Annotated in this window: 15 protein-coding genes; 8 read left to right on the forward strand and 7 right to left on the reverse strand. The window is 61.8% G+C overall.

The annotated features are described in order from the left end of the window. Window positions 1–72: 72 nt before the first annotated feature. The 8 genes from G449_RS0111850 (at window position 73) to G449_RS0111885 (ending at window position 8,659) form a co-directional block, all read left to right on the forward strand. Window positions 73–2,586, forward strand: coding sequence for a pyridine nucleotide-disulfide oxidoreductase/dicluster-binding protein (locus G449_RS0111850; RefSeq protein ID WP_022659529.1), 2,514 nt, complete (start codon window positions 73–75; stop codon window positions 2,584–2,586). Next, the gene (locus tag G449_RS0111855; protein ID WP_022659530.1) at window positions 2,583–2,798 is read left to right on the forward strand and encodes a DVU_1557 family redox protein; all 216 of its coding nucleotides are present in this window, start codon (window positions 2,583–2,585) and stop codon (window positions 2,796–2,798) included. The genes G449_RS0111850 and G449_RS0111855 overlap by 4 nt, the downstream gene beginning before the upstream one ends. Beyond that, complete coding sequence (gene trsM / locus G449_RS0111860) at window positions 2,795–3,673, forward strand: DVU_1556 family methyltransferase (RefSeq protein WP_022659531.1); 879 nt, start codon at window positions 2,795–2,797, stop codon at window positions 3,671–3,673. Before G449_RS0111855 ends, trsM begins: the two co-directional genes overlap by 4 nt. Next, the gene (locus tag G449_RS0111865; RefSeq protein ID WP_022659532.1) at window positions 3,670–4,134 is read left to right on the forward strand and encodes a DVU_1555 family C-GCAxxG-C-C protein; all 465 of its coding nucleotides are present in this window, start codon (window positions 3,670–3,672) and stop codon (window positions 4,132–4,134) included. The genes trsM and G449_RS0111865 overlap by 4 nt, the downstream gene beginning before the upstream one ends. Beyond that, window positions 4,131–5,600 (forward strand): radical SAM (seleno)protein TrsS, encoded by a 1,470-nt coding sequence (gene trsS / locus G449_RS0111870; protein ID WP_022659533.1) that lies wholly within the window; start codon window positions 4,131–4,133, stop codon window positions 5,598–5,600. The genes G449_RS0111865 and trsS overlap by 4 nt, the downstream gene beginning before the upstream one ends. Further along, on the forward strand, window positions 5,600–6,754 hold the full coding sequence (locus G449_RS17005) for a DVU_1553 family AMP-dependent CoA ligase (protein ID WP_022659534.1): 1,155 nt from the start codon (window positions 5,600–5,602) through the stop codon (window positions 6,752–6,754). The genes trsS and G449_RS17005 overlap by 1 nt, the downstream gene beginning before the upstream one ends. An 88-nt stretch (window positions 6,755–6,842) precedes the next feature. Beyond that, window positions 6,843–8,090: a DVU_1551 family NTP transferase gene (locus tag G449_RS17010; protein ID WP_022659535.1), complete on the forward strand. Its 1,248-nt coding sequence runs from the start codon at window positions 6,843–6,845 to the stop codon at window positions 8,088–8,090. Beyond that, window positions 8,087–8,659: a histidine phosphatase family protein gene (locus G449_RS0111885; protein ID WP_022659536.1), complete on the forward strand. Its 573-nt coding sequence runs from the start codon at window positions 8,087–8,089 to the stop codon at window positions 8,657–8,659. The genes G449_RS17010 and G449_RS0111885 overlap by 4 nt, the downstream gene beginning before the upstream one ends. A 45-nt stretch (window positions 8,660–8,704) precedes the next feature. Here G449_RS0111885 and G449_RS0111890 read toward each other — a convergent pair whose 3' ends face one another. The 7 genes from G449_RS0111890 to tatC all read right to left on the reverse strand — a co-directional run bounded on the left by G449_RS0111890 (window position 8,705) and on the right by tatC (window position 13,239). Beyond that, the gene (locus G449_RS0111890) at window positions 8,705–9,244 is read right to left on the reverse strand and encodes a hypothetical protein (RefSeq protein WP_022659537.1); all 540 of its coding nucleotides are present in this window, start codon (window positions 9,242–9,244) and stop codon (window positions 8,705–8,707) included. Between the two features lie 33 nt (window positions 9,245–9,277). After that, window positions 9,278–9,616 (reverse strand): SMR family transporter, encoded by a 339-nt coding sequence (locus G449_RS0111895; RefSeq protein WP_027180962.1) that lies wholly within the window; start codon window positions 9,614–9,616, stop codon window positions 9,278–9,280. Beyond that, complete coding sequence (locus tag G449_RS17015; protein ID WP_022659539.1) at window positions 9,616–10,083, reverse strand: DMT family transporter; 468 nt, start codon at window positions 10,081–10,083, stop codon at window positions 9,616–9,618. The genes G449_RS0111895 and G449_RS17015 overlap by 1 nt, the downstream gene beginning before the upstream one ends. A gap of 363 nt (window positions 10,084–10,446) precedes the next feature. Beyond that, on the reverse strand, window positions 10,447–11,178 hold the full coding sequence (gene hisA / locus G449_RS0111905) for a 1-(5-phosphoribosyl)-5-[(5-phosphoribosylamino)methylideneamino]imidazole-4-carboxamide isomerase (protein WP_022659540.1): 732 nt from the start codon (window positions 11,176–11,178) through the stop codon (window positions 10,447–10,449). After that, the gene (locus G449_RS0111910) at window positions 11,175–11,834 is read right to left on the reverse strand and encodes a hypothetical protein (protein ID WP_022659541.1); all 660 of its coding nucleotides are present in this window, start codon (window positions 11,832–11,834) and stop codon (window positions 11,175–11,177) included. The genes hisA and G449_RS0111910 overlap by 4 nt, the downstream gene beginning before the upstream one ends. After that, a complete protein-coding gene (locus G449_RS0111915; protein ID WP_022659542.1) occupies window positions 11,834–12,433 on the reverse strand; it encodes an imidazoleglycerol-phosphate dehydratase in 600 nt (199 codons plus the stop codon). Before G449_RS0111915 ends, G449_RS0111910 begins: the two co-directional genes overlap by 1 nt. Beyond that, window positions 12,430–13,239: a twin-arginine translocase subunit TatC gene (gene tatC / locus G449_RS18790; RefSeq protein WP_051135451.1), complete on the reverse strand. Its 810-nt coding sequence runs from the start codon at window positions 13,237–13,239 to the stop codon at window positions 12,430–12,432. Before tatC ends, G449_RS0111915 begins: the two co-directional genes overlap by 4 nt. Between the last annotated feature and the right edge of the window lie 217 nt (window positions 13,240–13,456).

Consider the following 13,456-nt stretch of genomic DNA (forward strand, 5'->3'; position numbering starts at 1 on the left):
TTTCGGCGGCAATCTGCGCCGCCTGCCCTTGCCGCAGCGCCTGTCTGCACCAAGCCAGCGAGAACAATCGCCATGATGGATCAACAACGTCTGCACGAAATAGAGTCGCACTGTACACAGGAAAGCCCGCCCCGTTGTCGGGTGGCCTGTCCTTTTGATCTGGATGTGCGCGCCTTCATGGCCCGCATGGCTGAAGGCAAGCAGGGCGAGGCCCGCAAGGTGCTTGAGCGGCATTTGCCCCTGCCCGGCATTGTTGCCCGCATTTGCGACCACCCCTGTGAAAACGCCTGTCTGCGGCAGGATCTGGGCGGCAGCCTTGCCATGCATGGGCTTGAACTCTCGTGCATGCTTGCGGTGGGTACGCAGACCCGTCTGTTGCCTTTACCACCCAAAAAATTTCGTATGGCTGTGATGGGCGCCGGGCTTGCCGGGCTCACGGCAGCCTGGGATCTGTCGCGCAAGGCCTATCCTGTTGCAGTCTTTCACTCGGGCGCGCCGGGCGAATTTTTGCTGGCAGCGCATCCTGCTCTGGCGGCAGTCAATACGGCGGGCATTGCCAAGAATTTTTTGGCGGAAGACATGGAAACCCTTGGCCGCCAGAAGGTCAGTTTTACAAAGGCGACGCTTGATGCCGCGCTGCTGGAAAAGCTGGCTGCGGAGTACGACGCCGTGCTGGTGGACGCCGATGCCGTGCAGCAGCTTGCACCCGGCCTTGTACCAGACGAAGCGCAGGTGGATGCGGAAACCCTGCTCTGGCGCGACAATATCTGCTGCGCTGGCTGGCGCAGCCGCACCCCCACAGGCCACACTTTCGCCTCACCTTCGCGTCAGGCCGGGCAGGGGCGGCATGCGGCGCAGACTATGGAACGCGTGACCAGCGGCGTTTCACTCACAGCCGCGCGGGACAAATCTCAGGGGCCGCTGCACACCGATGTAACGGGCATAAGCCCCGTGCCGCGTGTGGAACCTGCCGCGCAGGCTGCTTGCGGCGAGTCGCTCTATTCGGCGGAGGAATCCGCGCGCGAGGCGGAGCGCTGCCTGCAATGCCAGTGCATGATCTGCGTGCGCGAATGCGTGTACCTGCAGAAATACAAGGGCTACCCGCGCCTCTACGCGCGTCAGGTCAATAACAACGCGTCCATCGTCAAGGGGCTGCACACGGCCAATGCCCTCATCAACGGCTGCGCCCTGTGCGGTCAGTGCGAGGAACTGTGCCCGGAGAATTTTTCCATGGCCGAACTGTGCCTTTCCGCACGGGAAGACATGGTGGACCGCGGCTTTATGCCCCCCACGGCCCACGAGTTTGCGCTTGAGGATATGGAAAGCGCCTCCGGGCCGGAATGCGCCCTTGTGCTGCCGCCCTTGTTGCCAGCCGCAGAATCCCAGGGCGCTGGCGCGAATCTGGATGCAGGCGAACAGTGGCTGTTTTTTCCCGGTTGTCAGTTGGCTGCAGCCCGCGTGGAACAAACGGCGGCGCTTTATGATCTGCTGCGCGAAAAACTTGGCAACGGTTTGAAGTCCGGCGTGGGCATCATGCTTTCCTGCTGCGGCATCCCAGCGCGCTGGGCCGGAAGAACCACCCTGTTCAAGGAGCATACGGACAAACTGCGCAAGGCTTGGGAGGGGCTGGGCAAACCGCGCATCATGGCGGCCTGTTCTTCCTGCATTGCGGCCTTGCGCGAGGCCCTGCCGGAAGCGCAGACTGTTTCCGTGTGGGAGGTGCTGGACAGCTTGCCGTTTGAGGCTCCCACTGCTGGTAATTCCCTGCCCTCGGTTTTTTCCATTCAGGATCCCTGTACCGCTCGGCACGATGCGTCATGGCTTGCCGCTGTGCGCAGCCTGGCTGGCAAATGCGGGGCAAAAATTGAAGAACCGCGCCTTTCCGGTGCTTCCACAGCCTGTTGCGGCTACGGCGGCCTTGTGTGGTGCGCCCAGCCGGAAACCGCCCGCGCCATGAGCGATCACCGGGCCGCCCAGCTTGAGCACCCCGGCCTTGCCTCATGCATCATGTGCCGTGACCGCATGGCGGCCAGCGGCAAGGAATGCTGGCATCTGCTTGATCTGTTGCTGCCCGTGTCAGCCAAGGCGCAGTCCGGCGCGGCTCAAGGCCCCGGTCTTTCGGCGCGCCGCGCCAACAGGGCTGCCTTGCGCCGCAAACTGCTGGAGAAATACGGCAGTGCCGCCGGGCAACAGGCCCTGCTTGCAAACACGCCCGAGCAGGCGGGAAAGGGCAGGGTGCTGGTGACGGAGGAAGTGCTGGCGCGGCTGGAAGAGCGGCATATCCTGCTCTCAGACGTGGAAGGGGCCGTTGTGGGGGCCGAGGCCAGCGGCCACTGGTTTGAAAATCTGGATGACGGGCATCGTCTTGGTTCGTGGCGGCCCAGAAAGGTGACTTTTTGGGTGGAATACGAAGCGCAGGGCGAGGCCTTTGTCCTGCACGATGCGTGGTGCCACCGTATGGTGGTGCCGGGTTCCGGCGGTCAGGAAGCTGCGGATGTCATCAACAGCCACCAGTGCTGCACCGATGGGCAGCGTCCCAATATGCAGGGTGCGCAAAATGGCGGGCAGAGAGGTGAACAGTCATGAGCATGGGGCCAAACTACGGGCCGGACGGCGGCCAGTGGGTGTGCGGGCGTTGCCACGTTGCCCTTGAGCAGGTGAAGGTTCCGGTTTTTTATCTCAACAGCGCCTTTGACGTGTTTTTGCCGCGGTGCCCCAAGTGCGGGCTGACGCAGGTGCCCAAATCTTTGGCCGAAGGCAAGATGCTTGAGGTGGAAGCACTGCTGGAAGATAAATGAACGCACTGTGGGAAAGGCCCGACTTTCGCCGCGCGGCTGGTGACGCATGGCGTCCCGGCGGCGTGGAACTGACGCGCCGCGCCCTGGCGTGGTGCGCCTCTGCGGGCCTGCTCGCGCCCGGTGGGCTGGTTCTTGACTTTGGCAGCGGGGCAGGGGCGACATTGCGCCTGCTTACGCAGATGGGCTACCGCGCCGTGGGGCTGGACAAACACGCTGAGGCCGGGATTTCTGTCGATGCCAGCCCCTCAGTCAACGCGCCACATAGTGATGATTGCCGCCTTGTGCGGGCCGACCTTGAGCGCCCGCCGCTGGCCGCAAACTCCTGCGACTGCATAGTGTGCGAGTGCGTTCTTTCTCTGCTGCACAATCCTCTTGCAACCTTGCGCGCCGCCTGCAGCGCTCTGCGCCCCGGCGGTCTGCTGGTGGTCAGCGACCTCATGCTGCGGCCAGGGTATGAACGCCCCGCCAGCGGTGGCTGCTCTGGTACAGGCTCTTCCCGCTCAGGTTGTTCCTGTTCCGGGCATGCAAGCGGATTGCAGTCAGGTGCGCCCCAATACAGCCCGCTGGAAACAGAAACGGCTCAGGCCCTTCCGGCAGAATACGCTGCGCCGGGTTCATCGTGCCTCGCGGGTGCGCGGCCTGAATCAGCGTGGCGGGGGCTTGTGGAAGCGGCTGGCTTGCGCCTGCTGCATTTTGAGGACAACAGCCGCGCTCTGGTGGAGCTGGCCGCCCGCATGATCTGGTACGGCGATGATGCAACCCGGCCCGTGGCGAATTACGGCAGCCAGGGCTGCGCATGCGGGGGCGCTGCCCCCGGCAAAGCTTGGCGCGCCTACGGATACGGTCTTTGGATTGCCCGAAAGGAGACGCTATGAATCCCATGATGATGGAATTGCTGCCCCTGGTGCATCAGGGCTATTGTTGCAGCCAGTTGCTGCTCCTGCTCATGTTGCAGGCTCAGGACAGGCAGAACCCCGGTGTTGTGCGCGCCGCGCAAGGCCTGTGTCACGGCATCGGTCAATCGGACGGTCCCTGTGGTCTCTTGACCGGCGGGGCCTGCGCCCTGGCTCTGGTTGCGGGTAAAGGAGCGGAAGATGAAATTCCGCATCCCATGCTCACCCCCCTGCTCAATGATTACGCCACGTGGTTTTATGACCGCACGGAAGCTTACGGCGGTCAGCGTTGCGGGCAGATTGCGGCTGGGCTTGGCGCGACTTCCGGCGCTGCGGGCGAGCAGCCAAATCCTGTGGCCTGCGGCGACTTGCTGGCAGAATGCTGGGGAAAAATTATGGAACTGGTTCAGAGTTACGAGCTGGATCTGACGGAAAAGGCATGACCCTGCGCCGCACCCAGAGCCTCTGCCCCGTATGCCTGCGCCGGGTAGAGGCGACCTATGAACGCTCGGCAAAGGATGCACTCACTGTCGTACTGCGCAAAACCTGCCCGGATCATGGCACGTTCAGCGTCCCCGTATGGCAGGAAGCCAAGCCAGGAGAGGTTGCTACGCCGCCCTTTACAGCATGGTCACGGCCCAAAAGCCCCTCCTACCCGGCCAATCCGCACACGCCAATCCGCGAGGGCTGCCCCTTTGACTGCGGCCTTTGTCCTGCTCACGCCCAGCATACCTGCACCGGTCTGTTTGAAGTGACCATGCGGTGCGACATGGCCTGCCCTGTGTGCTATGCCTCTGCTGGTTCTATGTCGAATCAAAATTCTGGAGCGACGGCTGACGTGCCGCTGAGCGTGATTGCCGCGCAAATGGACACCCTCAAGGGAGCGTCCGGCCCCTGCAACGTGCAGATATCCGGCGGGGAGCCGACCATGCGCCATGACCTGCCGCAGATCATCACGCTTGCGCGGCAACGCGGTTTTGGGCTGGTGCAGATCAATACCAACGGGCTGCGTCTGTCGCGTGAGCAGGGCTATGCCCATGCGCTGCGCGAGGCCGGGCTTGATTCCATCTACCTGCAATGGGACGGCGTGCGCGAAAGCAGTTTTACAAGCCTGCGGGGTAGGGAATGCCTCGATTTCAAGCGCCGTGCCGTGCGCAACTGCGCAGAGGCCGGGCTTGGCGTGGTGCTGGTGGCGACCCTTGTGCGCGGCGTCAATGATGGTGAACTGGGCGATCTGCTGCGCATGGCGCTGGAGCTTGGCCCCGCGGTGCGGGGTTTGCACATGCAGCCAGCCGCCTTTTTTGGGCGTTACCCCTGGCGGCTGGAGGAAGCCCCGCGCCTGACCCTGCCCGAAGTCATGGCAGCGCTTGCCCGGCAGGCACCGGAAATAGTCAGCCTCAGTCACCTGCACCCGCCGGGATGCGAAAACGAGCTGTGTTCCTTTAGTGCCGTGTATCGCCGGGTGCAGAAGAACGGCGTACCTTCGCTGGAATGGCTGGCCGATGCGGGGCAGTCGTGCTGTTCACCTGCGCCGCAGTCCGCTGGCGCGGAAGTGCCTCCGCCCGCTGAGGACGGGGCGCGTAAGGCCAAGCAGTTTGTGGCCCTGCACTGGAAGGGCGGCACCGGCTGTGGGGAATCTGCCTGTGCCTGCGGGGGAGCCTCTGGCTCTGACGCTGACAGCGCAGGCAACAATGCCAGTGCGGATGGCTTCAGCCGGTTTCTTGCCCAGGCCGGGGCAGAGCAGCGCTTCACGCTTTCGGCCATGGCCTTTCAGGATGCCCTGAGCCTCGACCTTGACCGCGTGCGCGGCTGCTGCATCCATGTGGTGCGGCCAGACGGGCGCATGATTCCGTTCTGCCTGCACAACCTCACTGCCAGCGATGGCACGCGCCTGTATGGTGATGCCTAGTGACAGATGACGTAAATCATCCTTCCAGAGCAGGTTTCGGCTCCTGCCCGCTTAATCTCTGGCTGGCCCGTCAGTGCGGCGCGTACAGCCCTGCGGAACTGCCCGGCAAGCTGGAGGCTGCGCAAACGGCCTTGCTGCGCAGCACCTTGCGGCAGGCCCTGTGCGGGGCGTTTTATGCCAGGCATTTGCGGGAGTGCGATCTGGATATAACCAGTATGGATCATCTGGAGCGCCTGCCCTTCACCACTGCGGAAGACCTGCGCAACTGGGGGGATTTTTTGTGCGTTTCGCAGGGGGATGTGCAGCGTATGGTCACGCTGCACACGTCAGGCACCACGGGGCAGCCCAAACGGCTTGCCTTTACTGATGAGGACTTGGCCCGTACGCGCGATTTTTTTGCCGTGGGTATGAGCCAGCTTGTGGGCGCGGGGCAGCGGTTGGCAGTGCTGTTGCCCGGTGCGGAGCGGCCTGACGGCGTGGCCGACCTGCTGCGGCAGGCTTTGAGCGCGGCGGGTGTGGAAGTGCTGGCTCCACCGCCGGAAGTCCACGCGGCCCCAGCGCCAGATGCTGGCTCTTGTGTGGAGGCGGGCGGAGAGCCATGCAGTATGCCACCCCCGGGCAAAGCTCTTGCCCAATGGCTGGAGCAGGCAAAGCCCCATTGCCTTGTGGCCGCGCCGGCGCAACTCGCCCTTTTACTGAAGTACTTTCCCCACCGGGGGCCGCAGGGGCTTGCGGGCATCCTCACCAGCGCGGAGCCTCTGGATGATGCGCTTGGTCTGGCCTTGCGCCGGGCGTGGCAATGCGAGATTCTGGATCACTACGGCCTTACCGAAACCGCTTACGGCTGCGCGGTGGAATGCCGGGCGCATCAGGGCTTTCATGTGCGCGAACTGGACGTTCTGATAGAAATAGTAGATATTTCAGGGCGTAAAATATTGGCCCAAGGCGAGGAGGGCGAGGTCGTCATTACCACGCTCCAACGTCAGGCCATGCCCTTGGTGCGATATCGAACCGGTGATGTGGCCTGTCTGCTCACGGCTCCTTGCGCCTGCGGCAGCCCTTTGCGCAGGCTTGGCCCTGTGCGTGGACGCATTGAGCGCAAAAACGGGCAACCGACGCGCATCGTGCGTCCCGCCAAGGGGCGGGGTGTTTAGCGTCTGATGCCATGCCCGGCAATGGGGCTTATTGTATCTGCTCCATACTTTGATTGTTTTCAGCGCAGAAACGCGAAGAAGAAAGCACATGAAACCAGCCGTTCTGATTCTTGCCGCAGGTATGGCCTCGCGCATGGGCGCAGCCAAGGCCCTGCTTTCCCTGCCATCGTTGCCCGAAGGCGCGAGCTGCTCCGCCCTGAGGGGGCTGGTCTGTCTGTACCGCGCCCTTGGTGTGGAAAATGTGGTGATCATCAGCGGCTTCCACGCCGAAGTTGTGGAAGCAGAGGCACTGGTGCTGGGACTGACCGCAGTGCGGAATCCCGACCCGCAGCGGGGCATGTTTTCATCTGTGCAGACTGGTGTGGAGGCCCTGGTGAAGGGCGGTTTTGACGGGCAGTTTTTTGTGCAGCCTGTGGATGTGCCGCTGGTGCGGCCCCTGACCATCACGGCATTGCTTGATGCCGCAGGGCAGGAAGAGGCCAACCAATCGGCAGCTCTGGCCGTGAGCGGCAAGGCCGCGCCCATGCCGGTGCTTGTGCCGACATTTGACGGACAGGAGGGGCATCCTCCCCTGATTCCCATGACTTTGGCCACGCATATTCTGGCGCACCAGGGGCAAAACGGGCTGCGCGGGGCGCTGGAAGGCGCACCCCTGCGGCATGTACCTGTGGCTGACGCCCTGATTCTGGAAGATATGGACACCCCCGATGACTATGCGCGCCTGCGCGTGCTGGCCCGTGAGCGGTATACTCTCTCGCCTGTGGAGGCGGAATGCCTGCTGCACACGTGCAATGTGCCGGAAAAAGGCTTGCGCCATGCGCGGGCAGTGGGGGCTGTGGCCTGCTGTCTGGCTGAGGCTCTGGCGCATGCGCGTGAGGCCGCAGGCTATGATGCCGGGGTGGACCCCCGTCTGGCGCTGGCTGGCGGGTTGCTGCACGATATCTGCAAAGGCCAGCCCAGGCATGAGGCGGCTGCTGGGGAATTTTTGCGGCGGCTGGAACTGCCGGAAATGGCGCGTCTGGTGCAGGATCACCGCGATCTGTCCTTGCCGGAGGACGAACCGGTCACAGAGCGCGAATTGGTCTATCTGGCGGACAAATATTGCTACGGCGGCAACTTTGTGCCCGTGCAGCGGCGTTTTGGCCTCAAAATGGAGGCTTACGCCCAGGATGCCCCGGCCTGCGAGGCCATCCATGGGCGGCTTGGTCGCGTCAAGGCGCTGGAAGAGCGCATTGCCCGCGAAATAGGCAAAGAACCCGCCCTGGTGGCGGAACGCGCCCTTGTGCGTAATTGCAATGCAGCGCGCAGCAATGCTGCCCGGCGTGAGGTTGCATGAGCGGCATCTGGCTGGTGCGGCACGGCATGTTGCCGCCCAATCCGGAGCGGCGCATGGTCGGCGCGCGGGATATCCCCTTAAGCCCTGCGGGCAGGGAGCAGATACGCCTTTTGGCGCGGCAGTTCATGCCAGCGGTGCAGGGCGCGCTTGGCGCGGTCATCTGCTCGGATCTTGACCGCTGCCGGGAGACTGCCGCCATCCTGATGGAGGCATTGCCGGGGCGGCCTCCCCTGCATGTGGAGCCCGGTCTGCGCGAGATTGACCTTGGCCTCTGGCAGGGAATGACCAAGGCGGAAATTGAGCTCGCATGGCCCGGAGCGCATGCCGCGCGCGGGCAGGATATGGCGCACTTTTGCCCCCCGCATGGCGAAAGCTTCATGCAGGCCCAGCGCCGCGCTCTGGCGGCTGTGGCGCGCTGGAGGAGGTTTTACCCCGGTGCAACCCTGCTCATGGTTTCGCATGCGGGTATTCTGGGCAGCCTGCTGGCCCACTACCTTGCCCTGCCGCTCAAGGATGTGCTGCGCATACCCCAATACTACGGGTGCCGCGCCTTTGTGCCGGAATGGTAGTCTGCTAGCCGCAACCAGTACGCGCTGGCAGCACTCCTCCTTGCCTCAGATCCAGGCCGTGGGATTGTACACGCGGATGTGCAGCTTGATGTAACGGTCTGTGAGCACCTCTGCGGGCAGATTCAGGGCGATATGCTCCTGCTCGTGCTGGCTGAATTTTGCCAGCCAGTCCGCCGCTTCGCGTCCCAGTTCCGCCATGCGCGCCTGCGGCGTAAAGAGCGAAGCCGGGCAAATCTGATAAAGGTACATCTCTCCCGCGTTCAGCACAAAAGGAAAAAGCCCGCAGGCCACAGGCCGTTCTGGCCGGGGCAGGCGGCAACCCTGATTTGTGCACGAGCGGCAACCCCGCCCGTCCATAAAGGCCGTATCCTTGTTGAGCAGATAAAAGTCGTTGGCAAGACCGGGGCGCAACTGCTCGGGCAGCAGGCCCATGGGAAAAAGCTCGTTGGAATCCTGCGGGCCGCAGCAATAGCGGCAATCGCGGCAATAGCCGTTTTGCAGCCAGCCTTCACGCCAGTTGACGGCGCGGCGGCGGGGAAAGATCTTCTGCCAGTGCGACAGGTAGTCCCAAAAACCTTTGCTCATACGTTCTCCTGAAAGCAGCTATCCGGCCCTAAATCAGCTTGTGTGCAGCAGCACCATGCCGCAGACAAGCAGGGCAATACCTGCAAATGCGCAGGGGTAGAGCTTTTGGCGCAGCAACAGCCATCCGCCCACGGATGTGCCAAGCACGCCAAAACCGCCCCACATGGCGTAAGCCACGGCCAAATCCATATGATGAACTGCCAGTGAAAGGCAATAGAAAGCCAGCCCCACCAGCGCAAGGGCCAGCAGGCCCACGGCGCGGCGGCGGAAGCTGTCGGAGCGCACAAGCAGCATGTTGACGGTCACGTCCAGCGCGGCGGCCAGCAAAACCAGCGGCAGGGCGGCGTTCTGGAACAGGCTTGAAATATCCATCATCTGTTCCCTCCTGCAGCAAGGCCGTTATTCAGGGCAGGCCCTTCTGCGCGCGGCTTGCGGGCTACAGCCTTGCCGCTGGCCGTGGGGGATTCCTCGCGACTGGGCTTGGGTGTTCCGTGCCCGGTTCCGTAATTGACCAGCAAAGCGCCAGAAAGCACGCAGGCCAGACCCAACGCGCGGCGCAAGGTCAGGGCTTCGTTCAGAAAAAGCACGCTGCCCAGAGTGATGCAGGTCAGGCCCAGCCCTTCCCAGAAGGCAAAGGTCACGCCGACGGGAATGCCCGTAACGGCCTTGGACAAAAAAAAGTAGGACATGGCGATGGCCAGCCACATGACAACCAGCCCCAAAATCTGTGCGTGGGGAAAAGCCCAGCCCTGCGCCAGCTTCATGACAAGTGTTCCGCCCACCTCCAGAAATACGGAGGCAACAAGGCAGCACCAATGGTACGGTTTTGATCTAAGCATAAAAATCTCTCGCGGAAAATAGAAAGACAATCCTTCAGCATTGAAGGACAACAATGGCTATGACCAGAGGAAGTAGCGAGAGATGCTAGAGCAGGGAACGCCAGTAGCGTTCTTCAGGAAAGCCTGAAACGCATGGGCGTAAAAGAGGCATAAAAGCAGAGTTGAAGCATAACATGCATAGATCATAAGGCCGTGAGATGGGGGAGTCAAGGTTGCAGTATGTGCTGGCTATTCCCGATACTCACTGATGCAGGATCATTCAAGCCGCCCTATGATTGCGCCTTGAAGGCGTAAGCGAGCGAAAGTTCAGCATAAAAAAAGGCGGGCCATGCGGCCCGCCTTGAATCTGCAATGGCATGCCGACTATTGAGCGGCGATCCAGGCGTTGGCTTCCTCAAGGTTGAGGGTGCCCTCGTACAGCGCCCTGCCGCTCACCGCGCCCACAAGGCTGGTAGTGCGGGTGAGGGGGTAGAGCTTCTGCACATCTGCCAGCGTTGCAACGCCGCCCGCCGCAATGACAGGCACCGTGGAAAGGCGCGAAAGATGCTCCAGAGCAGCCACGTTAACGCCGCACTGCATGCCGTCGCGTTCGATATCGGTATAGATGATGAATGCAGCGCCATCGGCCAGCAGGCGGGGCAGCGCCCCATCAACGGTCAGGCCGGTGTCGGCAACCCATCCACGTGTCTTGAGCTTGCCGCCTTCCGCATCCAGCGAAACGCCAATGCGGCCAGGAAAGGCGCGGCACATCTCGGCAAAAAGCTCGGGCTGTTCCAGAGCCAGGGTGCCGATAATCAGGCGTGAAACACCCGCATCAAAGTAGGCCTGCGCTGTCGCCATGTCGCGGATACCGCCGCCAAGCTGCACTGGAATGGACAGCGCGGTGCAGATGCGGCGCACGATCTCGCGGCTTTTGGCCGCGCCGTCAAAGGCTCCATCCAGATCAACCACGTGCAGCCAGTGAGCGCCGTGCGCTTCCCAGGCTTTGGCGGCATCTGTGGGGTCTTCGGCAAAGACGGTGCTTTCATGAGCGCGGCCCTGCTTGAGGCGCACGGCCTTGCCGTCCTGAATGTCCACGGCGGGAAACAGAATCATAAACCCATATCCTTTACTACTTTGCGCATGCCGTCTCCGGTCAGTTCTTCGGCCGTGACCCACTGGCCGCGCCGCTTGAAGAACGTGCCGACGTTCATCAGATTGTCCGCAAGGCCTTCCTGCTTTTCTTCAAAGACAGAGCGCGACATGATGGAGCCATTGGCAACGTTGATGAGGAAAAATTCCACGCGCACATGGGCGGGCTCGGTAACACCGGCAGTGGAGCCCTGGCGTTCGTGCCAGTCAAGAATCTGCGGCACCAGCAGCAGTTGCGCGCCCTGCTTTTTGCCATAGGCAATCCAGAGCGGCAGCGCCTGCGGCTGTTCGGAACTATGGAAGCGCGTAAGATCCCTGGGCAGATCAATGGCATTGATAAATTTGAACTGACGCTTGGAATCGGCGGTAAGCACATTGTGGAACCGGCGGTCAAGCGAGGGCAGCTGCTCATCAGCAATGCGGCCCTGATTATCAGGGATACGCCCGGTAATAAGCTGGCTTGCGTTGATCGGCTGGGTAAAGGGCGCAACCGATATGACATACGAAGGCGAAATAACGCGGGGAACGTCCGCCGTGCTTGTGGGACGGCGACTGCAGGCGCAGGCGATCAGCATGAGGCAAAGCGCGGGCAGCAACAGCATACGAAGTCGGGATTGCATCAATCAAGACCTCCCTTTGTGCTTCTGATGGTTGTGCCGTTCCGGCGCACTGCCTGGGCCAGGGCAAGCCCCAGGCCCTTGGCCGCCGATTCCAGCAGATGATGACCGTTCTGGCCATAGCGGAACTCCACATGCAGATTGCAGCGCGCACTGCTTGCAAATGCCTTGTAAAATTCCCGCCAGAGGTCTTTTTCTTCCCCGGCCAGAACCGGGGGCAGCAATTCGCCGCCTCGCCACTCAAGCCAGGGGCGGCCCGAGATATCAACAGTGGCTTCTGCCAGGGCTTCGTCCATGGGAACACGCCCATAGCCCACGCGGGCAATGCCCGCCCTGTCGCCAAGGGCTTCAAGCAGCGCCTTGCCGAGCAGCAGCCCCACGTCTTCCGTGGTGTGGTGGGCGTCCACTTCCATGTCGCCCTCGCACACCAGACGCAGATCCATACCAGCCCAAAAAGCTGTCAGCGTCAACATATGGTCGAGCAGGCCAAAACCTGTTTTCACGTCCGTAATGCCCTGACCGTCAATGTTCAGTTCAAGCCGGATGTCGGTTTCGGCGCTTTTGCGCTCTTGCGTGGAGGTTCTGGGGGCGGTGTCGCTCATGGCTTCTCCGAGGTATTTTCATCCTTGCCCGTTTTTGTCTCGGCATCGGCGGTTTCGCCGTCTTCGCCTTCAGACTTTTCTTTGGATTCGTCTTCTTCCTTCGCAGGCTTTTTGCCAAAGCCAGCGGCTACAAAGATGCTCACTTCATAAAGAACAAGCATGGGCGCGGCCATGAGCAGCTGCGACACCACATCGGGCGGTGAAAGAATTGCCGCCACGATGAAAATGGCCAGAATGGCATAACGCCGTACACGACGCATGAGTTCTGCGGTAATAATGCCCATGCGCGCCAGAAAGAAGGCAAACAGCGGCATTTCAAACACAAGGCCAAAGGCAAGAATGAGCTTGAGTACAAAACTCAGGTAATCGCTGATCTTGGGCATGGCCACGATGGTGTCTGTGGCGTAGCTCATAAAGAAGGCAAATGCATTGGGAAAAACTATGAAATAACAGAAGGCTCCGCCGCTGACAAAGAAGAAGGCCGACATAACGGCAACGGGTATGATGCTCCGTTTTTCTTCTTCATACAGGCCGGGAGCGATGAAAGCCCACACCTGATAAAAAATTGCAGGGCTGCTCACAAACACGCCAGCCACAAAGGCAATATGCATGCGGGTGAAAAAGCCTTCGGGCAGGGTGGTGTAAATGGCGTGCGAGCCGTCAGGCAGAACGCTCAGCAGAGGTGCCACAAGGGCGTCAAAAATGGGATCAACCACGGCCCAGCAGGCTATAAAGCCCACCATGACAGCGAGGCAGCAGCGCACAAGGCGACCGCGCAGCTCCGAGAGGTGGTCCATGAGGCCCATGGGCCTGTCGTCAGCCTCTTCTTTCTCCGCCTCGTCTTCCGGCGTGGCTGGAGGCGTGCTTTCGCTCAGGATGGGCAGGTTTTCAGGCTCTGCCGCAGGGCTTTGCACGGCACCTGCCGGAGGAACCGGGGGCAGAGGGGGCTGCCCGCCTGCCAGTGTTTCCGGCGTGGCTTCTGGCGCAGCTGCTGCCGCGGGTTCTCCTGAAGATTCCGCCACA

The organism is Desulfovibrio desulfuricans DSM 642 (assembly GCF_000420465.1).
Classification (GTDB): domain Bacteria; phylum Desulfobacterota; class Desulfovibrionia; order Desulfovibrionales; family Desulfovibrionaceae; genus Desulfovibrio; species Desulfovibrio desulfuricans.

Bases quoted from the DNA above. Each gene is read 5' to 3' on its own strand.
- G449_RS0111865 (WP_022659532.1), top strand. From the start codon at position 3,670: ATGAATCCCATGATGATGGAATTGCTGCCCCTGGTGCATCAGGGCTAT.
- G449_RS0111850 (WP_022659529.1), top strand. From the start codon at position 73: ATGATGGATCAACAACGTCTGCACGAAATAGAGTCGCACTGTACACAG.
- G449_RS0111890 (WP_022659537.1), bottom strand. From the start codon at position 9,244: ATGAGCAAAGGTTTTTGGGACTACCTGTCGCACTGGCAGAAGATCTTT.
- G449_RS0111910 (WP_022659541.1), bottom strand. From the start codon at position 11,834: ATGCAATCCCGACTTCGTATGCTGTTGCTGCCCGCGCTTTGCCTCATG.
- G449_RS0111885 (WP_022659536.1), top strand. From the start codon at position 8,087: ATGAGCGGCATCTGGCTGGTGCGGCACGGCATGTTGCCGCCCAATCCG.
- tatC (WP_051135451.1), bottom strand. From the start codon at position 13,239: ATGGGCCTCATGGACCACCTCTCGGAGCTGCGCGGTCGCCTTGTGCGC.
- G449_RS17010 (WP_022659535.1), top strand. From the start codon at position 6,843: ATGAAACCAGCCGTTCTGATTCTTGCCGCAGGTATGGCCTCGCGCATG.
- G449_RS0111915 (WP_022659542.1), bottom strand. From the start codon at position 12,433: ATGAGCGACACCGCCCCCAGAACCTCCACGCAAGAGCGCAAAAGCGCC.
- hisA (WP_022659540.1), bottom strand. From the start codon at position 11,178: ATGATTCTGTTTCCCGCCGTGGACATTCAGGACGGCAAGGCCGTGCGC.
- G449_RS0111855 (WP_022659530.1), top strand. From the start codon at position 2,583: ATGAGCATGGGGCCAAACTACGGGCCGGACGGCGGCCAGTGGGTGTGC.
- G449_RS17015 (WP_022659539.1), bottom strand. From the start codon at position 10,083: ATGCTTAGATCAAAACCGTACCATTGGTGCTGCCTTGTTGCCTCCGTA.
- trsM (WP_022659531.1), top strand. From the start codon at position 2,795: ATGAACGCACTGTGGGAAAGGCCCGACTTTCGCCGCGCGGCTGGTGAC.
- G449_RS0111895 (WP_027180962.1), bottom strand. From the start codon at position 9,616: ATGGATATTTCAAGCCTGTTCCAGAACGCCGCCCTGCCGCTGGTTTTG.
- trsS (WP_022659533.1), top strand. From the start codon at position 4,131: ATGACCCTGCGCCGCACCCAGAGCCTCTGCCCCGTATGCCTGCGCCGG.